The following is a 25,446-nucleotide window of genomic DNA, read 5'->3' as shown; positions in this document are numbered from 1 at the left end:
CAACTTATATTTTAACCATCAGAAATAATTAAGCTGCAAAATTCGTTACAAAAACGTAGCATTTTTATTATCTTTGCACCCATGTTTTTAAAAAGACCTCATATCGCCCTGTTGTTTGTTAGTGTTTTGTTGTTTTCGGCTTGTTCAAGCAAGTTTATGAAACTGCAAAAGAAAGGAACTACCGAAGAAAAATATAAAGCTGCTAATGATTATTACAAAAAAGGTGACTTCTACAAAGCAGGCATACTTTTTGAAGAAATCATTCCGTTGTTGAAAGGTGATTCGCTCGCCGAAAACGCCCAGTTTTATAATGCTTATGCTCAATATCAGCAAAAGCAGTATAGCATGAGTGCCTATTTGTTTAAGAGTTTTTATGCTACTTACGCAAATAGCCCAATGGCCGAAGAAGCATTTTATATGTACGCCAATTCGATGTACAAAGATTCGCCAAATTTCAATCTCGACCAATCAAGTACGCTTACAGCTATTGATGCTTTACAGACTTTCATTAATTCATATCCTGAAAGTAAATATGCCGAAAGCTGTAATCAAGATTTGAAAGATTTGAGACACCGTTTGGAAGAAAAAGCCTACGAAAAAGCAAAACTTTATTACAAAACAAGCGGCGTAACGATTGCTAACTTTAAAGCGGCGGTTGTAGCGATTGATAATTTCCAAAAAGATTTTCCTGATTCAGAATACATTGAGGAATTATCGTTTTTGAAAGTACAGTCTCAATATGATTTGGCAACCGTAAGTTTTGAAAATAAACAAAGAGAACGCTTTGCTGATGCTTTGAAATTCTATGAAGATTTTATTGATAAATATCCAAAAAGCAAATACATCAAGCAAGCTGAAAAAGTATATGATGGTTCGACAAAAGGTTTAGAAAAAGCCGTTAAGTACGAACAAGAAGTAAAAGAACTAAAAGCTAAAGAAGCGGCAAGAGTGGCGAAGGAAAAAGAAGATGCTGCCACCAAAAAAGAAGAAAAGGCAGGAAAAAGTTGACACATAAGTGTTTTGTAAATATAGATTATAAGTAAATCAAAAATAAAGTTCCTTTGAAAGTAAGGGGCAACATAAAATATGGCAATAAATCCTTCAATCATTGCAAGAGACGTTGATAAATTAGCCGCTAAAACAGGTAATGTTTATGAGTCGGTATATATTGCATCGCAACGTGCCAGACAAGTGGCGGTAAAAACAAAAGAAGAATTAACTCAGAAATTGGGTGAATTCGCTTCAAATATTGATAATTTAGAAGAGATTTTTGAAAACCGTGAGCAAATCGAAATCTCAAGATTCTATGAGCGTCAGCCAAAACCAACTTCAGTTGCATTAGAAGAGTTTATGGAAGATAAAGTAGAATATCGTTGGAAAGACGCTGAGTAATTTCAGATAAATAGTCTTTTAAAAGTTCTTTCAAGGAAGACTTCGCTCTAAGCGAAGTCTTCCTTTTTTGGTATATGGATAAATCAGAATGGATAATCAACCGCAATATTTAGAATCAGATTTTGTTTTCGCCAAGCTTTCTCAAAAGGCTTGATCTCTTGTACTACCCAACGCTCACCTTCGGGTAGCCACGGCTTGCAGAATGGCGTGGCAAGGTCGAGACGGAGTTTCACATAAGTAAAATCAAGGCGTAGTCCAAGTCCACCACCAACAGCCAGTTGTTTGTAGAAGTTTTTACCAAAAACACTATTCTCAGAGTAGCCAAGAGCATCGTTATATTTAGCCAGCCAAATATTTCCAGCATCAATGAAAGTAGCCAAGTTGATAATTTGACTCACTTTTATGCGTAGTTCAGAATTGAGTTCGAGCTTAACATCACCATAAGCTGTTGTAAAAATTGAGGTGCTATCGCCGATAACATCAAAATCTCCAGGCCCAATCGACCTTGCCCTAAAGGCCCGAATACTATTGCTTCCACCCACAAAATATTGCTTGATTTGCGTCGGTAAACTTTTAGAGTTTCCATAAGGTAAACCATAACCCAAAATTACCCGATTCGCTAATCGTATATTGGGAGTAAGATCTAAATAATATCGAGTTTCTAAGTCGACGCGAGCGTACTGCTCAAAGATTGTATTGGCTATGCGTTTAGAATCATCCGCTTGTTTTTTTACAAAAAGACCAGCAAGATTTCCCGCAATATCAAAACCTGCATTCAAATAAAAATAGTGCCTACTTTTCGGTGCTTGGATAGGCGTATAAACGATGTTATACTGACCGCCCAAAATTAATCTTGTGATTAGAATTTGATCGTAGCGTAATAAATCTTGGATATTACTGCTTCTGAAAATTCTATCAACAAATTCTTCACTAATATTTTTTGGCCTAATCAGGTTAATTGAAAGAGGCGTAAAATTATGTTCTACGGCGGCATTTTTTCTTAAATTATAACTTAATGAACTTCGTAGCGAGGTAATTGTATATTGATTATAGCGATAAATACTCTTATCATCATTAATACCCACTCCTTTTTGTACCAAACGCTCATAACCCAAATTGATATTAGTTTTGGGTAAAGCCTGATTTCTTCCTGCTCTTACTTTGTAAAAAGGCAATAAAAATCTCGGAAAAGTCAGGTCGGCATCGCCAGCTAAACGATAATAACTGTTCAGGTTTTCATCGTTTATTTTGTTTCCCAGTTGAAAGTCAAAGCCAGTATTGACTCCAATTTTTAGAATTTCTGCACCTTTGAAAATATTTCTATTTAACCAGTTTACCCCCAACTGAGTACCCGCAAGGTTATTAGAGCGAGTAAGTGCATTAAATTCGGCTTGTAATGATTTGTTTTTGAGCGAAGTTAGGTCGTAAATAACATTGATTAGTGCCGAATCGGAGCGATTGACCATCTCAAAACGATTTTTTACGAATTTAAAGTTACGTAAATTAATTAGTCTCGAAAGCGAAGCATCATGCGTCTGGCTATTATATAGTCGGCCACTACGGAAGCCAATCGCATCGTTGAATACCTTCCCCTTAAATGCTTTTTTTGTGTCAAAGACACTTAATCCTTTTCTTATTTGTACACTTTTTTGTTTGGTACTATCGGAGTTATCGACAAAAACTAAAACGTCTTTGATGGTATATTGCTTGAGCGAGGTTTGAGTAATATTAGGTTTGAGTTCGAGAAAAAGATTTACTTGTCGAGTATTTTGGTTAGAATCAGCCTTGATGATTAGAAAATCGGGGCGAAAATAATAATAGCCGTTGAGTTTCAAGGCTTTATCAATGCGGTCACGCTCCAGTTTTATATTATCGAATCGGTAAGGCTCTCCAACTTTTAATAACGAACCAGCTTTTGTTTGCATCAAACTTTTACTAAAAGCCGAAGTGTCTTTCTGTATAAATTCTACTTTACTAATTGTGTAGCGAGGTTTCACATTTGCCACATACATGGCCTCGGCTTTTTTGCCTTTAATAATTAATTCACCAGTAGCAGTAGAGCGAAAATACCCTTCATTATTCAAATAGTTACTGATAATTTCGGTATTTACATTTACAGCTCTTTTACTGGCCAATACGGGTGCTTCTCCAAACTTTTTTCTAAACCAATTTCTTACTCCTTTTTCTTTCTTAGGCTCGCCAACTACATAATAAAACCAAACTTTATACGGAAATCCGAAAATTGAACTGTTTGGAACTGGGCGAATAATGGTCTTTAGCTGCTCATCGAGAACTTTGATTTCATTTTTAGTAAAACTTGAATCGGTCGTGGTCTTTATTTTTGCTCCTGTATATAGACTTTCTCCTTGCGGAATATACTTACTTACGGAGCATGAACTAAAAAACACTAAAAGAAATAGACTTAAAATTAGATAAGTCAAGTAAACTATTTTTTCGTTTTTAAAAAAAGAAAAAATATAACTTCCAATATATTCCCCTCTCCATCGGGGAGGGGTTAGGGGTGGGGTATTTCTCATTTTTTCTTTTCAAATAACTCTTTAAAGTACTCGTAGTCGAGCGTGAGCGTAAATGCTACCCCAGTTTCGACCACAAAACCATCAAGGATGGCTTGGTACTGGTTTTTGCGATAAGCACTAAACAAATAACGTCCGTCTTTGCTGAGGCTATAATTGAGCGAAATATTATCTACGATTTCGGTAGAAGTGGCGGCCGAAGTCGTATTTTCAAGTTGAAAATTACGTCCAACGGCAACTTTCAGACGGTCGTTTAAAAATGCCTTACTCAAACCAACGTTTAAATCTGTACGGGCTTTATTGCCTGCATCAGTATTCATTGAAGTTGAATTAAGGTTAAAGTCAAGTTTGATACCTTTTATCAAATCGCCAGCCAATAAATTAAGTTGGTCAGTAAGCAATTTACTCACACTTTGGCGGGCAATGGCTTCGGGGTTAATCCCCGAAAAGAAATCGCTTGATTGTTCGCCCAAAAATTTATTCAAAACCAAGAGTGCAAAAACCTGCTTATTCATCTCAACAGGATTTTGTTCGAGGTTTTTCAGATAGCTACCATCTTTATTGAGCTCATTTGCCAAGTCGGTGGGAGCATTTTCAGCCACCACCACTTTAAAATCAACTACAGGGCTTGAAAGATTTCCACTCATTTTTAATTGTACTTCGAGCGGAACTTTAGTCTTTTTGGTGGTAGCACTTGATGCTACTGGTGGCACTTCGGCATCGATATTGTAAATAGCCGTAATATCTACTTGTGCCTGCATTGGGTCGCCAGTCCAGAGAAGGTTACTGCCTTTCTTGATGGCAAATTCTTTTTTCAAAAACTGAAACGATAAATCGTAGCTACCCGAAGTCAATTCATAAAGCCCCAAAACATAAGGCTGCCCGCTTGGTGTGATACCCGTATTGAGTTGAGCATTTCCTTTTACTTTGATATTATCGCCGTTGAGTTCGTCAACCACAATCGTTAGTTGAGATTTATCATCTACTTCAATATTGAGCGAAACTTCTTCTACGAAATCATAGGTGGCGGCCAGTTCACTCGAATCTGCTTTGGAGAGATTCTCAGCGGCTGGATTTTTTAAATTTACAAACTCTACAATTCCGTCAGTTTCGGCTTTGTCGATTTCTCGGTCGGGAAGAAGCACCGTAATGTCGCTGCCATTTTTCAACTTTACACTTCCTTCGATAGCGGGTTTTGACCCAATTCCTTGCACATTCAAATTGGCATCAACGAAGCCTTTACCGTAGAAAAAATCATTGTCTTTACGGCTACCGTTTAGCACCATAAAGTTTTTGGTATCAATGTTAAGTTTATAATTAAAGTTTGGAATGTTTTGAAGCGAAAGATTCCCATTGATGCTCATATTTTGCCCCAAAGTGTCGGCAACGATAAATTTATTGAAAGAAATAACGCTATTTTTGAAATTCATTGATTGATTTTGAATGCGATAGATTGCTCCTAATTGAGCCAAACTAAATGAAACCGTGTCGAATTTTATCGCTCCATCAAGTACGGGCTTGCTTGGTTCGCCTTTCAGATTGAGAGAGCCACTTAGGTTTCCACGAGCATTTTTTAATTGCCCAAAACTAAAGGCTTCTACTGTTTTTGCTCCAATCTTCTTGATGTCTATTGTAAAATCAAGCGGTCTTTTTTGTTTCAAAAGATAATTTCCTTTGACGTTTACATCATTATTATTTCCCAGAATACTTGCCAAAACGTTGATTCTATCAGAAGTTTCGTTGGTGGCATTTACTTTTAAATCTCCGATTGGAATTTGTGTAAATACAAAGTTTTTGATAGCTAAATCGCCCGTAAATTCGGGAGCATTCATGTAGTCAGTGAGCTTAAATAAACCATTGAGTGTACCACCCGCCAGCGTTGAATCTTGCGTAGCAATTGTGACAAATGGCTTGATATTAAGGCTATCAATCTGAATATTAAGCGGCGAATTGGGTGTGCTATTTTGACTATTAATAGTAAGTCTTTGTTTGTCTTGTCGGAGCTGTAAATGATTGATATAAATACCTGCGGGACTGTATTCGAGATAGCCAGTCGAATCGGCTTCCCAGGCTCGGTAGTCAATTAATGTGCCTTTTGTGGCGAGGTTTAGCCTTAGTTTTTTATCAATCGAACGAAGATTTGCTGCCAAACCGTAGCGACTTGCATTGAGTGAATCTTTGGCAAGAAGGTTTAAGTTCAAAACATTATTTTCGACTTCACCGCCTACAAAAAGACGACGAAAACGGTAATCGCTGAATAGAATTTGAGATACATTTCCTTCGTATTCGGCACGATTATTTGCTCCGAATATTTTAAATCGGGCATTGTTGATGCTCGAAGTATCGTATTCAATTTGTGGAATGAAAATATTGGCTTGCAGCGTGGTATCTCTTTGATTATTGATTTGAGCGTTGAAGCTGATAGTATCTAATTTTGTAATTCCCACAACAAAACTTTTGATAATCGGATGGTTATTGAGTTTTGCGTTAATGCTCAAATCATAAGGCGTTGTGATGGGCTGATAGGCAATATCAGGCAAAGCAAAGTATTTATTGACTTCGGTCAACAAAATATCACTCAATTGCGTATAGATAAATTTTCCATCAATTTGGGCATTCAAAAATGGTGATTTCAGGCTAATGTCTCTTCGGTTGTTGATATTACGAATATCCAAATCAATGTTATCGAGCGGAATTGTTTTTCCATCTTTACTTAAAATAGCGTTGTTTATCAAGATTTTACCGAGTGGATTTTCGGGATTTGTCGAAACCATATTCATCTCAATATCACCTTTCAGACTCAAACTTCCAGCATAAAGTTTGAGTTTATTAAGGTCAAGCTCACCAATATTTACTTTTGCTTCGATGGCTGGATATTCATCGGCCAAATTAACTTTTGTATTTATTGCTACTTTCGCATTTTCATCATTGACCGACGCATTAAAATCTGCTATTTGGTCTTTTATTGTGCCTTTTATTGCCAAATTATTGTATTCATAACCTTTTACGACTGCTTTTTGGGCAATTCCATCAACGGTCGTGTTCATTGTTTTCGGGTCGAAACCTGTGCCTTTTATTGTGGCATCGAGCGTAAGTTTGCCTACATTTTCGGGTTGTTTGGTGAGTTTTCCTAAATCAAATTCTTGTAAGGTGATTCTTCCATCATACATCTGATTTCGTTCGGCAGTTATATTTTTTAGTGTACCTTTAAAAGCCGCACCACCTAAATCAGAATCAAGTGAAGCATCAAGTGCTAAATTTTGTAAACTACCTTTTATCTTGCCTTCAAGATTCACAAATTGTGGCAACTCAATACTTTTCGGAATCGCACTATCGCCTGCCATGCGTAGAATATCGGCTTTGGTCATGCTCAACGCACCGAGTTCCATATCAAGTGCCATTTTATCGGTATTGGGTAAGCCCAAGATTTTACCTTTGACCTGCAAATGTGTTTCTCCGAATCCATCAACAGTTAATTTCGATACCACGAGATTATTTACTCGGCCACTTACAGCTCCATCTACCTTTATTATTTCGTTAGTTTTACCTTTAAAAGTTGGATTTTCGGCCAATGATGGCACTAAAATTAATAAATCTTTTACTGCCAATTGGCTCTTTTTTAGATTGAGTTTTATGCCAACGTTGCCTAAGTTTTTACTAAAATCATCAACCGAATTATATTGCATTGCCAGTTCATCTTGCAATAAGGTATTCGGAGTTTTGATAATTAATTTCTTTAAAATCAGGGCTTTATTGGTGTAGCTGAAAGCTGAACTAATATTCTGAACACTCAATCCACTTTTTTCTTGGAATGCAGTATTTTGCAAGATTCCTGAAATTTGGTTTTGAGCAAAAATAAATTTATTGAGTTTGAAGCCTAAATTTTCTATACCAATATGTGCTGGGTCGAGTCCTTTTGGTTGAGAAGCAGTATTATTATCATCGTAGCGAAGATTAGTGTTCTTAACCTCAATTTCACCCAAATTCAACGTCCAACTTTTACTTTCCGTAGTATCTTTTCTAAGCGTTTGAGTAGGTTTTTGACTTGTATTAGCAAATTCTACAAAAGCAGTAGCATTACTTAGCAAAATTTTCGGTAGTTTGATTTCTTGGTTTTCTAAGTAAATTTTATCGCCTTCGGCCTGCATTGTATCGATTTTTCCACCACTTCTGATACCGTCTTCACTACTTTCAAACAACCAACTGATATTGTTCAAATTGAGTTTTTTGAAATTTACATCAAGCGTATCTGAATCTGATTTTGGTGGGGTTTCAATATTGGCAGTTTTTTCTAAAGGTTTATATAAATTGAGAATAACCGAACCTTGATTTCCGTTAATAGATGCGAGGTGATATTGCGATTGATTGAGATTAAATTTGTCGAATTTTGTTTCCAGAAAAGCAAAATTTGCATCGGCATCCGTTCCCAAAACAGCATCTTTGTAGGTGATATGCACATTTTGCAGTTTCACGGCTTTCATGCCCACATCAAATGGTTTTGAGGGTGTTTTTGGTTCGACGGCTCCCGAATCAAATGCTTTGAGAATAAAATTAAAGTTGAAAGTAGTATCTGGAAGAACACGATTAACTTTTAAGCGAATACCTTGAAGTTCGACTTGATTAATGTCGGCTCGATTTTGAAGCAAGGCCAGCATATCAATATCAAGATAAATGCGTTTGCCCGAAATAAGTGTGTCTTTTTTGAGGTCTTCGATATAAACATTTTCGAGCGAAATCCAGTCAGGAAAATCAAACCTAACTTTTTGAATTTCAACTTTTGTATGAAGTTTTTTTCGTAGGTACGAAACTATCTCTTTTGTCAGAAAATCTTGTCCAGTGGGCGATTGGATATACATAACAATACCGCCTATCAACAAAGAAATTCCAACTAAAACCCATATTATTATGTGGAGAAGTCGTTTCATCAAACAAATTTAACCAAAAACTACGTACTTTTAACGAATTAAATCAATACTTAGCATGAAGCTTTTGATTTTTATTCCGAATTGTTACAATTTTGTGAATTATTGTTAAATACCAAAAAAATCGTGCCATTAGATTTATTTGTGGTATGCCCAGTGTATCAAGAAAACACTTTCTCGTGAATAACACGGATAAAGCAAATTATATCAGATAACCATTCAAACGACATACAATTGAGCTTAAAGAATAAAAAAATAGTATTAGGTGTTTCGGGAAGTATTGCCGCCTATAAATCGGCTTTATTGGTTAGATTATTGGTCAAAGAAGGGGCAGAAGTGAAAGTTATTATGACCGAATCTGCCAAAGATTTTATTACGCCATTGACGCTTTCTACCCTTTCAAAGAACCCCGTTTTATCCAATTTCACAAAAGGAGATTCGGGGGAATGGAATAATCATGTAGAGCTGGGGCTTTGGGCAGATCTGATGATTATTGCTCCAGCATCGGCCAATACACTCGCAAAATGTGCGAATGGGATTTGTGATAATTTATTGATAGCCACCTATTTATCAGCTAAATGTTCGGTGTTTTTTGCTCCCGCAATGGACTTGGATATGTATAAACACCCAAGTACTATTGAAAATATACGTAAACTGACTTCCTATGGAAATCAAATCATCAATGCCGAATTTGGTGAATTGGCAAGCGGTTTGGTTGGCGAGGGTCGTTTGGCCGAACCCGAACAAATTGTGCATGAATTGACTCGTCATTTTTTTAAAACACCTGTTTTTCAAGGAAAAAAAGTATTGATAACGGCAGGCCCAACCCAAGAGCCAATCGACCCTGTGCGGTTTATTAGTAATCATTCTTCGGGCAAAATGGGTTTCGCAATTGCTGAAGCTTTCGAGATGGCAGGAGCAGAGGTTACACTCGTAAGTGGCCCAGTTTCGATTACATCGCCCAAAGGTGTGAAAGTTGAAAAAGTACAATCGGCACAACAAATGTTTGAGGTAACTGCCAAATATTTTACAGAAAGCGATATTGTGGTGCTATCAGCCGCCGTTGCTGATTACACACCGCTGCACGTAGCCGATAAAAAAATTAAGAAAAAAGAGGATGTGTTTAACATTGAGCTGACCAAAACCACTGACATTGCCGCAACGCTGGGGCAGCAGAAAAAAGCTGGTCAGATAATTGTAGGTTTTGCTCTCGAAACCGATAATGAGTTTGAAAATGCTAAAGGAAAACTCGAACGCAAAAATTTTGACTTCGTGGTTTTGAATTCATTACAAGATAATGGAGCGGGTTTTCGTTATGATACAAACAAAATCAAAATCATTGACCGAGAAGGCAATGTTTTTGATTTTGATTTAAAAACAAAAAAAGAAGTTGCACAAGATATTTTGGAAACTGTAAAAAGGAAATTTTAGAAGCCTTTTCAGTAAAATTATCCATAAAACCAATGAAAAAACTTATATTATGTGTTCTAATAAGCTGCTCATTAGGCACTTATGCCCAAGAGCTTAACTGTAACGTAACGATTGTTTCTGACCAGTTACAGTCGCAGCAAGCCGCCGAAAAACAAGTTTTTGTTGATATGAAAGCCGCCATCAGCGATTTTATGAATGGAAAACGCTGGACAAATGATATTTATAGCCAAGAAGAACGCATCAAATGCAATTTGATTATTACGTTTACGAAATCTCCACAGCAGAATGTCTATCAAGGAAATGCTCAATTTCAGGTAATTCGTCCTGTTTATAATGCAACCTACGAAAGTATTGTGTTGAGTTATGTAGATAGAAATTTTAATATTTCGTTTACCCCCGAAGACCGTCAGATGAATTTCAACGAACTCACTTTTACGAATAATCTTACGTCGATTCTGGGTTTTTATTCATTGATTGCCCTCACGGTTGATTATGACTCGTTTAGTAAATTAGGCGGGAATCCATATTTACAGCGTGCTTATAATATTGCAAACTTGGCTTCAAGTGCTGGTCAAGGCGGTTGGGAGCAGTCAGGCGACCAACGAAATCGTTATTGGTTGGTAGAAAATTTACAAAATCAGCAATTATTGCCTTTCCGTGAAGGACTTTATACGTATCACCGCATTGCACTTGATAATTTTACGATTGACCCAGTTGGCGGTCGTAAACAAGTTTTAGATTTACTGAATTCGATAAGAGAGATGCAAAAACTAAAGACTAATTCGGTATTGTTGACGAGTTTTATGAATGCCAAAAACCAAGAAATGGTCAATGTTTTTTCGGAAGCTACCAAAGATGAAAAGCAGAAAGCATTCGCCGTATTATCAGCCGTTGACCCTTCAAAGACCGAGCTTTATAGAAAGTTGGTGAAGTAGTTTTGAAATTTTAAAATATGTGCCATAAAATAAAAGCCGTTGCTCGATTTTCTAAACAACGGCTTTTTACTTTTACTCGTCCCAGAGATTAGCAATTGTATAATCGCTGCCTGCTAAACACCAAAAATCTCCTTTGATATATCTATAATGCTGGTCCAGAGCATTCATCGCTTCCAGTTGAGATGGAGAAAGGGCAATATCGGCAGCTTCCAAATTCTGTGCCAGCCGCTGCGGATTGACTGATTTCGGAATGACAGATGTACCTCTACAAACTGCCCATGCAAGCATTACTTGTGCTGGCGAACAACCAATTTCTGATGCAATATCAAGAATTGTTTGGTTCTCAAAAAGTTTGGGTTCGCCTGCTACAATTCTGGTTGCTGGCCTATCAGCCGAACCGAGTGGACAATATCCTGTCAGAATAATATTATTTTCGTTGGCAAATTCTAAAATGATTTTTTGTTGAAGAAATGGGTGAAGTTCGAGTTGCAAAACTTCTGGGCAAACACCCGTATCAGCTGTAATTTGCTCTATTTTTTGTATGCTAAAATTAGAAACCCCAATGTGTTTGGTTAAGCCTTTAGCTTGTAAATCAATGATTCCTTGCCATGTTTCGGTCAGAGAAACTTCCTTGAGACTTACCAAGTGTTCGCCACTTTGTGGGTAATCAATATCATTTCTGAGAACGATTGGCCAGTGAATAAGATAAAGGTCGAGGTAATCCAATTGTAAATCACGAAGCGTAATTTCGATAGCTCCTTGAATATCCTCTTTTCGGTGGCGATTATTCCAAAGTTTTGAAGTTATCCAAAGTTCTTCTCTGCTCACTTCTCCATTTTTGATTGCATCGGCAATGGCTTGGCCAATTTCAGCTTCATTGCCGTAAATAAAGGCACAGTCAAAGTGTCGGTAACCAATCGTAATAGCTTCTCTGACTGCTTTATAAACTTCTCCTTTGGCCGATTTCCACGTACCTAAGCCCAAAGCAGGCATTTTATCTCCATTTTTAAAATTTAAATATTTCATATTTTCTTCTTTGGAAGTGATTTTATAGAAAAAGAGGAGATTTTAGCCTCCTCTTTTTATGATATTTAATTGAAATTGTTTTCAACTAAATTACACCAAGGTTCTGATTTCAAAACCAAAAGATTGGAGTAATGTTTTCACAATTCATCATTAAAAATTAACCATTATTTCAGTAGCCCCATTTTTTCATGATTGCCAAATCTTCTTTCATGCAATCAAGCGGAGCTTTGCCTTGATATGATTCTTGCTCGATGATAAACTGTGTTGTTCCTCCCGATTTTTTGCCCATATCAATAATATTTTTTACTCCGATAACGCCCGTTCCGAGAATTGCACTTTCCCAGCCAATATGCTCGGTTGCACTCTTGATTTCGTCTTTTACGTGCATTAATTCAAATCTACCAGGATATTGCTTCAGTAAATCGGCAGCACGTCCGCCACCACCGTACATGTTACCAATGTCAAGCTGTTGAGCAACCAAACTTGGGTCGGTGTTTTGCATAATTATGTCATAAACCTTAATGCTACTGAGTTTTAGACTGAATTCAAAATCGTGGTTGTGGTAGCCAAACTTCATACCTGATTTTTTGCAAAGTTCCCCCGACTTATTGAAAACATCCATAAAGTATTTTAATTGCTCTAAATCTTTACGCATACTAATATCGAGTGATGGGCTAATGACATATTTTTGTCCACAAATGGCTGCATCTTCTACTGTTTGTTTCCAAGAATCAGTAAAATCTTTTGTTGTTTCATCCCAGTGTTTTTTACCCATAACGGTATGTCCACTTGGCATTTTTAGCCCTAAATCATCTAAAATTTTGCGGAATTCTTTGGCCGAATACCCATAAAACTTGCGGTCGATATAATTGGCATGTTCAACGTGTGTGTAACCCATTTCGGCTATTTTCTTTAGGCTGCTAAGTGGGTCTTTTTTCATGTCTTCTCTGATAGAGTAGAGCTGCACACCCACTACATGTTTTTCTTTTTTTGCAGCAAATAAATCGCTCGAAAAAGCGGCTGTACCTGCCAGTGCCAATGCACCTTTTTGAAGAAATTCTCTTCTTTCCATAAGTTTATCGTAGGTTTTGATAGATTGAATTTTAAAAGTACTGATTTTATAAATAAGGCGAAACCGAAAGTTTGATTAAATCTACTAATTCTTCATCCATAAATTGATACTCGTCAGGAATATCTAAGACAATTAATTCTTTTTCATCGACCACCGTAGCAAATCTTTGATTGATACGGTCTTTATGTTTCTTTTCCATCACAAAGATAATATCCGCCCAGTTGATTAACTTTTCGGTAATTTTTATGCGTGCCGAAGGCTCTGTTCCAGCCGATTTTGCTTGATGTTCTTGATTATTTTTATAAATTTCCTCGGCCGTTGGACTTCTCCATTGGTTTCTGCTGCATACAAAAAGTAGGTTCATGAAACAATAAAGGCATTTTAATGATATATATATAGTATTGATTATAAGTTATTTGTATTCGTGAATGATAATTTATTATTCTTAATTCTCAATTCTACATTCTTAATTAATCATCATTCCTTAGTCACCACTTCATCTAAATTCATCATAGCATTGGCCGTAACTGCCATTGCCGCCAAAGCTGGTGAAGTATCTGAGCGACCAAAGAATTTATACGCTTCCACAGGATTTTTACGGTATTGCTGCTCAGTTTGCTGATAAAGTTTTGTTAATATTTTTAACTCACGGCTGTCAATATCTCGCATCATAATTTTATTGAAACCTGCCTGAATTTGCTGTTCGGGTGTTTTTCCTTTCTTCAACATACTTTTTGCCAACTCTTGGGCCGCTTCTACATAAGCAGGGTCGTTGAGGGTTACAAGTGCTTGCAAAGGCGTATTCGTCCGTAAGCGTCTCGACTGGCAAAATTCTCGGCTCGGTGCATCAAACGACATCATCGAAGGATACGGCGAAGTGCGTTTCCAAAATGTATAAATCGCTCGTCGATGTTTATCTTCGCCGTTTGAAGTATTCCAAGATTCTCCACTCCACGGCGACTGCCACATTCCTTCAGGTTGGTAAGGCATGACGCTTTTACCGTACATTTTCTGCGATAAAAGTCCACTGACGAGCAAAGCTTGGTCACGAACTTGCTCGGCTGTGAGCCTAATTCTTGGACCACGAGCCAAAAACTTATTTGTAGGGTCTTTATCGAGCAGGGTTTGATTGACTGTCGAAGATTGCCTGTAAGTACCCGACATTACCATCATTTTGAGTAGTTTTTTCACACTCCATTTCATATCATCTTGAAATGTAATGGCCAGATAATCAAGCATTTCTGGATGCGAAGGAGTGAAACCTTGTGTGCCAAAATCCTCAACAGTTTCTACAATACCAGTGCCGAAAAGTTGTTCCCAAAAACGATTTACAATCACTCTCGAAGTAAGTGGATTTCTACCATCGACCAACCATTTAGCAAAACCCAGTCGGTTTCGAGGGTATTCTTTTGGCATCGAAGACAGATATTTCGGGACATCGGGTTTTACTTCTTTTCCTTTCACGAGCCAATTCCCTCGTTCAAAAATATGTTGTTTGCGTGCTAAATCCCCAGAGCCTTCTATCAAAATTGGACTGTAATCAGCTTTTGCATTTAGGATTTCTTTGTATTTTGTTTCAATGCTTTGATAGTCTGCTGTTTCTGCAAATGTGTTTTGAAAGGCCACCCATTTGATTTGTAACCATTCCTTTGGTGTTTTTGGGTTTGTGAATACAAAATACAAATCATGCTTGCCTTCCAGCTTCGGTAAATTATAAAACATTACAGTATCACGGGTCTTGAAAATCGGAATATTTACCAAAATTTTACCATCTAAAGCATTATCTCTCACGAGTAGGGTACCTTTTTCGTTGCCGGTATTGAAGGTCATCAACATTCTGTTTTTACCAGTTAGCGTAACATTTCGTAGTCTTCCATAGCCAGTGTGTTGAAGCCCCAAATATTTAGCATCAAGTAATGAAGATGTGACAGGCGATAGTTGTTCAATATCATGTGAATTGAATTTCGGTTCTAAAACTCGGGCAAAATGCTCAAACTCTTGGGCTTTTTGGGGTGAACTTTTACTCAAAATCCATTTTTTTACTTCTTGAATTTTACTTGAATCCTCTTTTTTATAAAACCTCAAATAAGGTGTTTCGCTTACTACATCTTCATCACGAGTATTATTAAAAAACGCCATCGTTTTATAATATTCATCATGCACGAAAGGGTCGTATGGGTGCGTATGGCATTGCACACAAGCCATTGTAGTGCCTTGCCAAACATCAAACGTTGTACTTACTCGGTCTATTAGAGCCGCTACTCTAAATTCTTCATCCACTGTTCCACCTTCATCATTAGTCATGGTGTTTCGGTGGAAAGCTGTCGCAACGAGTTGATTATCAGTTGGATTGGGTAGTAAATCACCTGCCAGTTGTTCAATCGTAAATTGGTCGAAAGGCTTATCTTCGTTGAAAGATTTTATTACATAATCTCTATACCGCCAAATGTTTCGGTAAACATCACGTTCGTAGCCTTTCGTATCGGCGTAGCGAGCCAAGTCGAGCCACATAGCCGCCCAACGTTCGCCATACGCTGGTGAAGCCAGAAGTTTATTTACAACTTTTTCGTAGGCATCATCCGATTCATCTTTTAAGAAATCTTGTAATTGCTGCTCGGTAGGAGGGAGGCCAGTTAAATCCAAATACACTCTACGTAGCAAAGTGCCTTTTTCAGCTTCGGGCGAGTGCGAAAGTCCTTCTTTTTTTAGTTTGTCCAGCACAAAATGGTCGATTTCGTTTTTAGCAAAACGGGTTTCGTCATCTTTAAATAGTCCGATTCGAGCAAAAAATCCGCCAACCGATGGAACACTTGGCTTTTCGGGTTGCTGATAGGCCCAATGTTCGCCCCATTTTGCTCCGCCATCAATCCATTTTTTTAATATCTCTATTTCTTCTTTTTTGAGCGGCTCTTCGTTTTTAGGCATTCGCTCATCTAAATCATTCGTAATGAGGCGTTTATAGAATTCTGAATGCTCTGCATCGCCTGCCACAATCGCAATTTTTCCCGATTTTCCTTTAGTATTAATAGCTTCGTGCGAAAATAAAAAACTGAGATTAGCGGCTTTTTTTACACCACCATGACACGCAACGCAGTGTTTATTTAAAATCGGCTTTACTTCAGTATTGAAATCAACTTCATCTTTAAATGGATTGAAGCTAAAAGCCATTGAGCCAACGAGAGCCGCAATGGAAGCACTAAGTAGAAATATTTTTGAACTTTTCATAGATGTCTATACAAGTATGGGTCTTACAAATTTAAGACTTTCGTGCTGATTTCATATAAATATTTTGTGAGAATAATTTATATTCAAAATATCATCACTAAATTTAGCCATTCGACACACCTTTTGCTTGGATTGTATGAAATGAGTTGTAGAATCCTCGAAATACCCAAAAGTTTGTATCGCATTACTGCTTTAGACAATAGGCTTTAGGCTGTAAGCTAACATAAAATAATGATTCAAAAATGCTTAAAGCATACTGCCTAAAGCATAAAGCAAGAAAAACAATGAGCGATTTTTTATCAAAACTGAAAGGTATTTTTATTGTTCAGAGCCCTGCCGAAGGGCAAACTGCCGAAGCTACTCCTGCAAAAACTGAGGCCACGACCAAACCCGTAGTAACAACTCCAAAAGCTGAGGTAGTAACGCCAACGGGCAAAGTTTCGGATAAGTTTTATGAGATTCTGTTTGGAGCAATGGAAACAAATAATCAGCCTGGGTTTGATTATTTAGAGTACAAAAAATCTTTGCAAACCCTTGCTAAAATGCCAATGGATGAAGCTACCCGATACAGTTCGGCTTATGCAGCGGCACAAGCGATGGGGGTTTCGAGTCAGGCTTTGAATGATTCGGCACAGTTTTATTTGAATGTATTGAAGACCGAAGATTCGAAGTTTCAAGAATCGGTTAATGCTCAACGCCAAAAGCAAATTGGAAGTAAAGAAAAAGCCATTGCCGACCTTGATGCTACCATTAAAGCCAAAGGTGAGCAAATCGCTAAACTCACACAAGAAATTGCGGCTCACCAAGAAGATATGGGTAAAATGAAAGCCGAGATTTCGGAAGCAGTTGTGAAAATTGAAACAACCTTGAGCGATTTTCATGCAACATACAGTGATTTAATTGGCCAAATTGGGCAAGATGTTGAGAATATGAAAAAGTATCTGAAGTAAAAGTAAGGTTGGATTTTGTTTCAGATGTTGCATAATTGTTGTACTAAACTATTTAAAACAATTTGTAACAATATGAAACCAAAACAACTATTATAACAAATTCAAAATTACCTAAACCAGTAGGAGGTTTGCCCCTCTCTCAATGGTTATCAATCATAAAATAAACAAAACTCCCCTTTAGGGGCTGGGGGTGCTTCAACAATGGAATTACAAGAATCAAAACCTAAATCATTTTGGAATCGCCCAGAAGGCACTACTGGGATGCTTTTTGCCGCAGGTGCATTATTGGGTGGAGGATATTTACTATACCAAGCATTGCCATTTCTGATAACTTTGGCATCAAATACACTTTATTTGGCAGGTTTGCTGATTGTTTTGGCGGCAGTAATCTACATGATTCTCGACCCCAAAATGCGAAATTTGATTTTTTACATCTATAAAAGTATCATGCGTTGGGTTACAGGTTTGTTCATTCAACTCGATCCAATCGGAATCTTGAAAACTTATATTGATGAGCTTCAAGGTAATTTGGGCAAGATGAATCAGCAAATTTCTAAGCTAAAAGGACAGATGATAAATCTGAAAACTATTATCGAAAATAACAAAAAACAGATTCAGAATGACCTTACTTTGGCAAGTAAAGCCAAAGAAACCGATAAGCAAGCCATGATGGTATTGAAAGCCCGTAAAGCTGGCCGTTTGCAAGAATCGAATATGAAACTCGATGATTTGTACAAAAAAATGGAAATTCTTTACCGTGTTTTGGGTAAAATGTACGAAAATTCAGAAATCATGCTCGAAGATATTAAAGATCAAGTGGTTGTGAAAGAGCAAGAACGTAAAGCGATTCGTGCGAGTCACTCAGCGATGCGTTCGGCGATGAATATCATGAACGGCGATAAAGATCAACGTCAAATGTTTGATATGGCCATGGAATCAATCACTGACGATGTGAGCCAAAAAGTAGGCGAAATGCAACGTTTCATGGAAGTATCTTCAAACTTCATGGATTCGATTGACCTGCAAAATGGTGTATTTGAAGAAGAAGGCTTAAATATGTTGGAGAAATGGGAAAAAGAAGGTGTGTCGTTGCTTTTGGGCGATGACAAAAAAGCCTTGATTGCCGGAAGTAATGTTTCTTCGAGTAAATCTTCGGGAAACCAATACGATAAATTATTTGAGTAATTTTTTGAAATATATTGATAATAAAAATGGTGGTCAGAAAAGTTTCTTGACCACCATTTTTATTATATAATAAGCAGTTCCCCAGTAATAAGTCACCAATAAACTACCTCATTACTTCAATAAACTTCCCATCTTGATATTTGATAATTGGCACAATTTGATTTTCGTTTGAGCCGTTGGTATAATCAAAACCATCCAAAGTATAGCCTTGTGTATATTCAATCGCATTTAAGACCGTGCGAAGTTGGTTTTTGCCATTATTGAGCATTCTTGCGTAAAAAAGCAACATATCATATCCCCAATAACTATAATAGGAAGGGGAAATATTTTGCTCATTGAAAAATGTACTACGGAAATTTTTAACTTCATCTTTATCTCGATTGATATAATCTAACTGAATCAGTGAAAGTTCTCGGTTGAAAACATTGAGTGAAGAGCCTTCAAAATCAAATGCCGATGAAGCCGCTATGATTGGTGAAGTAATTTTCTTTTTATCTAAAGCATTGATTACTTTTCCACCAAAAGTCTCTTCGCTTCCCGAAATAAATATATGGCTTGGGCGGCGGCGAGTATCAATATCTTCGGCATTTGTGAATTTTCTTATTGTAATTACTTCAACTCCTGCTTTCAAGGCTTCGTCACGATACGCATAGGCAAAGGTTGAATCTTTCCGAGTATTTCCATAATAAATGGCTACACTTCGGCCGATTGTTTGGGTTTTCATATATTCCAAAGCCTTTACCGACTGTGTTTCAAATGATGGTGCTGCCAAAAAAGTGTTCTTGTCGTTGGCTACCAACTGACGATTATTTGAAAGAGGATGAACTTGGACAATATCGTTCGATTTAGCGAAAGTATTGGCAATCTTATTGGCTTCAGGGTAAAGCGGCCCAATCAATAAATCAACTTGTGAAAACTGATTGTCATCTACCAAAGCGGAAATCAAACTTGCATCACGGTCAATATCAAACGTCAATAAATTAACATTGATTTGCTCCGTTTCGAGTTTGTTTTTTGCCAATTTCATACCTGCATACAAATCATAAATGTATTGATTAGAGCGATTTGATTTACTGGCTTCAAAATCATTGAGTCTAAAAGGAAGCAAAATGGCAATGTTTACTACACCTTTATTATCTCTTCTTGGATTTGTTTTTTTTGTTATTGCAGGATTTTCACTTAAATTAAAACGATTCGTCAGTCGGTCAGAAATCTCTAAATCTTCCTTACTTACATTTCTACTTTTTTGAATATTATCAACGAGTAATTGGGCAATAACCGCATTATTCGGAAATTTTTGATTCAATTGTTTTAGTTGTGTACGGTCGTTTACTTTACTGAAATGGTAGTAAAGCATATTTTCAATGTCTTTTTTCAGAATTGTTCCCGAAATACGGTTAAGGTATTGCATACCTTCATCGACATAATTATCTGATAGAGCGGCGTTTGCATAGAGATAATACGCTTCGTCGATTTTGTCCCAATCGGGAAAACGCTCAAAAAGTTGACGTAAAACTATGCGTGTCTCGAAAAATTTATTTTGCTTGAATGAACACAGTGCGTGATAAAAATGGGCATAGGGCACCATCGAATTGGTGTATTTTCGATTGGTGAGCGGGGTGAGTTCGCTTTGGGCTTCAAAATACTGTTGGCCAGCGTATAGCTGCACGGCTTTTTTGTATTTTAGGGCATATTCCCTTTCTGAAAGAGTAGCTTGTTGAGCCACTAATGCGTGCGTTATCAGCAAAAGGATGAAAAGACTTTGGCACCTTTTCATAGGTTAGAGGTTTAGTTGAGTTTTTGATGGTGTTTGATGTTGAATGTTTGATGTTGGATGTAAAATTCAATAATTATATAGTTGTAGATAGCTTTTGCTATATAACCATTTTTTTTTTACATATACCAAATATTTACCATTTAACATCAAACATTCACCATCAAAGGGTTTATTTTTTCTTTTTCTTTTCGTCGTTTTGTAACTTACGATTCTCCTCAGCCAATTTTACTTGATTTTCCATGAATTGTGCAAACTTACCTTTTTTAGCAGCTTGCGGATTCGCTTTGAACTTAGCCTTATTTTCATCTAAGATTTTACGAATTTTATCTTCATCAACGAAACGACGCACAATTTGTTGTTGAGCAATCGTTACAACGTTTGAAACTAAATAATAGAAACTCAATGCTGCTGGGAAACTATTCAAAACAAAAAAGAACACAATCGGGAAAACATAACTCATTTTCTTCATGTCGATTGGCCCTGGCTGGTCTGGCGTAATTTGATTGTTATAGTACGTAAACGCCAAACTTGAAAGTGTCATCAAAACTACAAACAAACTAATGTGATTGCCTACAACTGGCAAGCTTGTTGCCCAACTGATTGGATAATCATAAGTTGAGAGGTCATTGGCCCACAAGAAGTTTTTTTGACGGAACATGATCATGTTTGGAAACAAGAAGAACACCGACATCAAAATAGGCATCTGCAATAGCATCGGTACACAACCACTCAGCGGATTTACGCCCACTTGTTGGTAGAGTTTCATTTGCTCTTGTTGCATTTTTACTTGGTCATCACCTACTTTTTCTTTCAATTCGGCGAGTTCTGGGGCCATTACACGCATTTTAGCCGAACTAATATACGATTTATAAATGAGTGGCGTAAGCAAAGTTTTTAGCACAATCACAACAACGATAATTAAAAGACCGTAGTTGCTCATAAACGATTCTGCCAATTTAAAAAGCGGCACAAACACATAGCGGTTAATTGGTTTCACGAAGTCATAACCTAAGTAAACGTTGCGGTGAAAACCATCAGCTACTGTTTTTACTATATCATAATCGTTTGGTCCGAAATAAAAACGGAAATTTCCTTTGCCAGTTTTCAAGTCCGAAATCGCCAAGTTTGCATCAACTTCAACAGTTTTTACAATATTTTGATTGTTTTCTGGTGTAACAAGCTTGAGTTTTGCTCCAGTTAATGGTTGGTTTTTAGCTACAAAACCCGATACAAAATATTTCTGTTTGAACGAGTACCATTTGATTGGGTCTTCGGCCGTTAGGTCGGCATTACCCGAAGCATTTGCTCCTAAATCATCAAAATCATCTTCTTTGGCATTCCAAAAATTGATTTGAGCTGATTTACGGTTTTCCTCAATGTCATGTTCTAAAACCTGTAAGTTATCTTGCCAGAAAAAACGCACTGGTTGATTCTGAACGAGGGCATCAACACCCACAAAATTAATGTCATAATCAATCGTATAGCCTTGGCCTTTGATGGTATAAACTTGTTCGATGTATTGATTTTGACCTAAATTTAGTTTGAAAATCACTTTAGTCGAATCTCCTTCTTTCAAAACAGTTGCTTTATTTTCAGATGTAAAATAAAGTTTCTTTAAGTCGATTTTACCTTTGTTGGTTTGTACTTCCAAGCTCATTGTCGAACTTTTAGAGTCGAGCAAAACCAATGGATTTTTTGAACCTTTCTGAAAGTCTGAGTACGTTGAATAGTTTTTCAGAACCGCTTCTTTGATTGACCCACCAAGTGTATTGAAAGTGAATTTTGCATCTTGGTTTTCGATAACTATATCTTGGGCTGAACCTGTAGCTGCACTGGCGAAATCGCCAAAAGTAGCTTTTAGGGCTGTTGTATCTTGCAATACATTGGGTGTAGCAATTGTTTTGGCTTCCGTTTTAGGGGCAACTTTTGCAGGCTCTTCGGGTGGAGTTTGAGGCATAAAATACATATAACCTGCCCACATACACATCAACAACACGATTCCGATAAGCTGATTTCTATCTACTAATTTTTCCATTAAAGTTTAAAAATACGTAAAAAATATAAAGGCATTCATTGAGAGATGCCGTATTGTACTACAAAATTCGCAAAGATTAGTTATAAATCCTAATCAAGTATCTGACACTTAGACCGTTAATCACAAAATTGCCCCATAACTTCAATTAAATCAATAAAGTTATGGGGCTATAGTTTGATATTCCGTGCTTTTCTGAAAATTAAGGTTTTATTATTTTGCAAAAAGGCTTTGTTACTGGCCTTGCCACGCACAGTGTGGTACGGTTAAAAGGAATATTATTTCTTTGTTTTAGAAAAATCAATGGCTGCTTTCACGAAGTTTACGAAAAGTGGGTGAGGGGTCATTACTGTACTTTTCAATTCAGGGTGAAACTGTACACCAATAAAATATGGGTGATTGGGTAATTCGACGATTTCGACCAAACCGCTGTCAGGGTTTACGCCTGAAATTACCATTCCTGCCGCTTCGTAATCTTTCAAATATTTATTATTAAACTCCCAACGGTGGCGGTGACGCTCACTGATGTTGGCTTTACCGTAAATCTTACGAGCCAGTGTTTTATCTTTAGTCTTACAAGCATACGCTCCCAAACGCATCGTGCCGCCTTTATCGGTTACAGTTTTTTGTTCTTCCATCAAATCAATGACTGGGAATTGCGTTTCTGGGTACATTTCTGTTGAATGTGCTTCCGCCAAACCGATTACGTTTCTGGCAAATTCAATACAAGCCATTTGCATTCCCAAACAAATTCCAAAGAATGGAATGTTGTTTTCACGTACATATCTTACTGCCGCAATTTTCCCTTCAATACCACGCTCTCCAAAACCTGGGGCAACCAAAACACCATCAAGTCCTTTAAACTTCTCGGCACTATTATCTATTTGTAGGCTTTCAGAGTGAATCCATTCGATGGTTACTTTGCATTTATTGGCTGCTCCTGCATGAATGAATGCTTCTATGATAGATTTGTAAGCATCTTTCAGTTCAACATATTTTCCTACTAAACCAATTTTCACGTGCTCAACAGGATTTTTATATCTATCCAAAAATCCTTTCCATGCTTCCATGTCGGCATCTTGGTCGTTATAAATATCAAGCATATATAATACACGTTGGTCGAGGCGTTCTTTCTGCATCAAAATTGGTACATCATATATTGTTTCGGCATCCATTGCTTCGATAACCGAACTTTGTTCAACATTACAGAAAAGTGCAATTTTTCGACGAATATCAACTGGAAGAGGATGCTCAGTGCGACAAACAATAATATCGGGCTGAACGCCTGACTCTTGCAACATCTTAACTGAGTGTTGCGTAGGTTTAGTTTTTAATTCACCAGCCGAACTCAAATAAGGCACAAGCGTCAGGTGAATGGTGAGTAGATTATCTGAGCCTAAATCCCATTTTAGCTGACGCACCGCTTCTACAAACGGCAATGATTCAATATCACCAACGCAACCACCGAGTTCGGTGATAACGATGTCATATTCGCCAGTTTCGCCCAATTGTAAAATATTACGCTTGATTTCGTCAGTAATGTGCGGAATAACCTGCACGGTTTTTCCGAGATAATTTCCACGACGTTCGTTTGTAATCACATTGTAATAAATACGTCCAGTTGTAACGTTATTAGCCTGTGAAGTTGGTACATTCAAGAAACGTTCGTAGTGACCTAAATCGAGGTCAGTTTCTGCTCCATCGTCGGTTACATAGCATTCGCCGTGTTCGTACGGATTGAGTGTCCCAGGGTCAACATTGATATACGGGTCAAATTTCTGAATGGTTACTGATAGTCCTCTGGCTTGCAGAAGTTTGGCGAGAGAAGAGGCGATAATGCCTTTGCCGAGTGAAGATGTTACGCCACCCGTTACGAAAATATACTTGGGGTTACGTGTGGGCGGCAATCCGCTTTGTCCGTGTACTGACATGAGGTTTGTTGTCTTTGATTACGGGATACAAAGGTACGGAATTTTAGTGGATTCTATGGCGTAAAAAAATATAAATTTCCCAGTTTATTGGTAATGATTTGATTATTAATGCTTTATGTTTTGATATTTATTTGCAAGTATAGGTGTAGTTTTCTTGATGGCTCGCTTCTTTACCATTTTGTTTTTTGTTTACTATTGCCTTAGAAACATAGCCTTCATTGGTATATTCGTATTTATATGTATAGGTCATATCTCCGCTATCGTTGTATATTTTAGTCGAAGTAGGATTGTTCTGATTTTGAAAGTAGGTGGTATTTTCGCCGCCAATCGTTGCCGAAAATATCGTGAAATACATCATAAGGTTGCTAAGTGGTGTATTGATGTAAGGCGATTTTTTATTGTCAAAGTTTAAGTTTTCGAGCAAAAGTTTATCTTTACCATTTTCTACCAAATATATTTTTTTGATATTGTTATTGGCATCATATTCAAACTTCGTGATGATCGCTTCATCAAAAACTGGCATTGTCAAATCCACTCTTTCGATTTGCTTCTTTGTATTGGTATATACTTTACTTTTAAACTCGAAAGGTCGTTCTCGGCTGTCTTTTCCTAAGAAGTTGATTAGAGTTAAATTCCCTCTTGCATCATATTCATAGGTGATATAATATGAAGTATCAAATGAGCTGGAAACTTTTGTAGGAAGGTTATTTTGGTAATTAATTTGATTAAAGTCAGGAAAACCATCAAAAGTTATTAATTGATTATTGGCATTATAACCTAAATTATAAATTACACCATGCCCTTGGTCTGCATCTTTTAAGTAACATTTTTTTTGTACGATAGGTATTGCCGTTTCTTTCAAAAGAGTGATTTCTTTGTCGTTACAGGCAATTAAGACAAAAAGGCTTAGTATAAAGCTCAGTATAAGGCTATTTTTAAACATTAGTTGGTGCGAGATTGAATATTTTTGAGATATATTTATAACCTATTCAATCATCAATTTATTGTTAAAGCAAAAATCGTGCAATAAACTT

At 37.1% G+C, this 25,446-nt stretch carries 16 protein-coding genes; 6 read left to right on the top strand and 10 right to left on the bottom strand.

Features of this window, described 5'->3' with window-relative positions:
* Nucleotides 1-81: 81 nt before the first annotated feature.
* A complete protein-coding gene (locus A6M55_RS15220) occupies nt 82-1,008 on the top strand; it encodes an outer membrane protein assembly factor BamD (RefSeq protein ID WP_064198381.1) in 927 nt (308 codons plus the stop codon).
* A gap of 78 nt (nt 1,009-1,086) precedes the next feature.
* The gene (locus tag A6M55_RS15215) at nt 1,087-1,392 is read left to right on the top strand and encodes a DNA-directed RNA polymerase subunit omega (RefSeq protein WP_064198380.1); all 306 of its coding nucleotides are present in this window, start codon (nt 1,087-1,089) and stop codon (nt 1,390-1,392) included.
* Nucleotides 1,393-1,475: 83 nt separating this feature from the next.
* Here A6M55_RS15215 and A6M55_RS15210 read toward each other — a convergent pair whose 3' ends face one another.
* Nucleotides 1,476-3,833, bottom strand: a complete 2,358-nt coding sequence (locus tag A6M55_RS15210; RefSeq protein WP_229235548.1) for a BamA/TamA family outer membrane protein — start codon at nt 3,831-3,833, stop codon at nt 1,476-1,478.
* Nucleotides 3,834-3,925: 92 nt separating this feature from the next.
* Nucleotides 3,926-8,851 carry a translocation/assembly module TamB domain-containing protein gene (locus tag A6M55_RS15205; RefSeq protein ID WP_064198379.1) on the bottom strand — a complete coding sequence of 1,642 codons (4,926 nt, stop codon included), beginning with the start codon at nt 8,849-8,851 and terminating at the stop codon, nt 3,926-3,928.
* 231 nt (nt 8,852-9,082) lie between these two features.
* Here A6M55_RS15205 and coaBC point away from each other — a divergent pair, with 231 nt between their 5' ends.
* Nucleotides 9,083-10,279: a bifunctional phosphopantothenoylcysteine decarboxylase/phosphopantothenate--cysteine ligase CoaBC gene (coaBC, locus tag A6M55_RS15200; RefSeq protein WP_064198378.1), complete on the top strand. Its 1,197-nt coding sequence runs from the start codon at nt 9,083-9,085 to the stop codon at nt 10,277-10,279.
* Between the two features lie 32 nt (nt 10,280-10,311).
* Nucleotides 10,312-11,214, top strand: a complete 903-nt coding sequence (locus A6M55_RS15195; RefSeq protein ID WP_064198377.1) for a DUF4835 family protein — start codon at nt 10,312-10,314, stop codon at nt 11,212-11,214.
* Between the two features lie 72 nt (nt 11,215-11,286).
* Here A6M55_RS15195 and A6M55_RS15190 read toward each other — a convergent pair whose 3' ends face one another.
* From A6M55_RS15190 to A6M55_RS15175, 4 genes are all read right to left on the bottom strand, one after another.
* Nucleotides 11,287-12,240, bottom strand: a complete 954-nt coding sequence (locus A6M55_RS15190) for an aldo/keto reductase (RefSeq protein WP_064198376.1) — start codon at nt 12,238-12,240, stop codon at nt 11,287-11,289.
* Nucleotides 12,241-12,409: 169 nt separating this feature from the next.
* The gene (locus A6M55_RS15185) at nt 12,410-13,312 is read right to left on the bottom strand and encodes a sugar phosphate isomerase/epimerase (protein ID WP_064198375.1); all 903 of its coding nucleotides are present in this window, start codon (nt 13,310-13,312) and stop codon (nt 12,410-12,412) included.
* Nucleotides 13,313-13,358: 46 nt separating this feature from the next.
* Nucleotides 13,359-13,676 carry a low molecular weight protein tyrosine phosphatase family protein gene (locus tag A6M55_RS15180; RefSeq protein ID WP_064198374.1) on the bottom strand — a complete coding sequence of 106 codons (318 nt, stop codon included), beginning with the start codon at nt 13,674-13,676 and terminating at the stop codon, nt 13,359-13,361.
* Nucleotides 13,677-13,789: 113 nt separating this feature from the next.
* The gene (locus A6M55_RS15175) at nt 13,790-16,537 is read right to left on the bottom strand and encodes a DUF1553 domain-containing protein (protein ID WP_064198373.1); all 2,748 of its coding nucleotides are present in this window, start codon (nt 16,535-16,537) and stop codon (nt 13,790-13,792) included.
* 242 nt (nt 16,538-16,779) lie between these two features.
* Here A6M55_RS15175 and A6M55_RS15170 point away from each other — a divergent pair, with 242 nt between their 5' ends.
* Nucleotides 16,780-17,487 carry a hypothetical protein gene (locus A6M55_RS15170; RefSeq protein WP_064198372.1) on the top strand — a complete coding sequence of 236 codons (708 nt, stop codon included), beginning with the start codon at nt 16,780-16,782 and terminating at the stop codon, nt 17,485-17,487.
* 201 nt (nt 17,488-17,688) lie between these two features.
* The gene (locus tag A6M55_RS15165; RefSeq protein ID WP_064198371.1) at nt 17,689-18,672 is read left to right on the top strand and encodes a hypothetical protein; all 984 of its coding nucleotides are present in this window, start codon (nt 17,689-17,691) and stop codon (nt 18,670-18,672) included.
* Between the two features lie 103 nt (nt 18,673-18,775).
* Here the strand turns inward: A6M55_RS15165 and A6M55_RS15160 are convergent, their stop codons facing one another.
* The 4 genes from A6M55_RS15160 to A6M55_RS15145 all read right to left on the bottom strand — a co-directional run bounded on the left by A6M55_RS15160 (nt 18,776) and on the right by A6M55_RS15145 (nt 25,355).
* Nucleotides 18,776-20,449: an ABC transporter substrate-binding protein gene (locus A6M55_RS15160; RefSeq protein WP_156511079.1), complete on the bottom strand. Its 1,674-nt coding sequence runs from the start codon at nt 20,447-20,449 to the stop codon at nt 18,776-18,778.
* Nucleotides 20,450-20,618: 169 nt separating this feature from the next.
* Entirely contained in the window at nt 20,619-22,484 is a 1,866-nt protein-coding gene (gene yidC / locus A6M55_RS15155) for a membrane protein insertase YidC (RefSeq protein WP_064198369.1), read from the bottom strand.
* A gap of 275 nt (nt 22,485-22,759) precedes the next feature.
* A complete protein-coding gene (locus A6M55_RS15150; RefSeq protein WP_064198368.1) occupies nt 22,760-24,412 on the bottom strand; it encodes a CTP synthase in 1,653 nt (550 codons plus the stop codon).
* A 127-nt stretch (nt 24,413-24,539) separates the two neighbouring features.
* The gene (locus tag A6M55_RS15145; RefSeq protein ID WP_156511078.1) at nt 24,540-25,355 is read right to left on the bottom strand and encodes a hypothetical protein; all 816 of its coding nucleotides are present in this window, start codon (nt 25,353-25,355) and stop codon (nt 24,540-24,542) included.
* Nucleotides 25,356-25,446: the final 91 nt, after the last annotated feature.

This window comes from Emticicia sp. MM (assembly GCF_001649495.1).
This window is presented reverse-complemented; position numbering and strand designations above follow the sequence as displayed.

Excerpts from the sequence above, each read along its gene's own strand:
- A6M55_RS15220 (WP_064198381.1), top strand. The coding sequence starts at position 82 with ATGTTTTTAAAAAGACCTCATATCGCCCTGTTGTTTGTTAGTGTTTTG.
- A6M55_RS15145 (WP_156511078.1), bottom strand. The coding sequence starts at position 25,355 with ATGTTTAAAAATAGCCTTATACTGAGCTTTATACTAAGCCTTTTTGTC.
- A6M55_RS15160 (WP_156511079.1), bottom strand. The coding sequence starts at position 20,449 with ATGAAAAGGTGCCAAAGTCTTTTCATCCTTTTGCTGATAACGCACGCA.
- A6M55_RS15205 (WP_064198379.1), bottom strand. The coding sequence starts at position 8,851 with ATGAAACGACTTCTCCACATAATAATATGGGTTTTAGTTGGAATTTCT.
- A6M55_RS15190 (WP_064198376.1), bottom strand. The coding sequence starts at position 12,240 with ATGAAATATTTAAATTTTAAAAATGGAGATAAAATGCCTGCTTTGGGC.
- A6M55_RS15165 (WP_064198371.1), top strand. The coding sequence starts at position 17,689 with ATGGAATTACAAGAATCAAAACCTAAATCATTTTGGAATCGCCCAGAA.
- A6M55_RS15150 (WP_064198368.1), bottom strand. The coding sequence starts at position 24,412 with ATGTCAGTACACGGACAAAGCGGATTGCCGCCCACACGTAACCCCAAG.
- A6M55_RS15215 (WP_064198380.1), top strand. The coding sequence starts at position 1,087 with ATGGCAATAAATCCTTCAATCATTGCAAGAGACGTTGATAAATTAGCC.
- A6M55_RS15175 (WP_064198373.1), bottom strand. The coding sequence starts at position 16,537 with ATGAAAAGTTCAAAAATATTTCTACTTAGTGCTTCCATTGCGGCTCTC.
- A6M55_RS15185 (WP_064198375.1), bottom strand. The coding sequence starts at position 13,312 with ATGGAAAGAAGAGAATTTCTTCAAAAAGGTGCATTGGCACTGGCAGGT.
- A6M55_RS15170 (WP_064198372.1), top strand. The coding sequence starts at position 16,780 with ATGCTTAAAGCATACTGCCTAAAGCATAAAGCAAGAAAAACAATGAGC.
- yidC (WP_064198369.1), bottom strand. The coding sequence starts at position 22,484 with ATGGAAAAATTAGTAGATAGAAATCAGCTTATCGGAATCGTGTTGTTG.
- A6M55_RS15195 (WP_064198377.1), top strand. The coding sequence starts at position 10,312 with ATGAAAAAACTTATATTATGTGTTCTAATAAGCTGCTCATTAGGCACT.
- A6M55_RS15180 (WP_064198374.1), bottom strand. The coding sequence starts at position 13,676 with ATGAACCTACTTTTTGTATGCAGCAGAAACCAATGGAGAAGTCCAACG.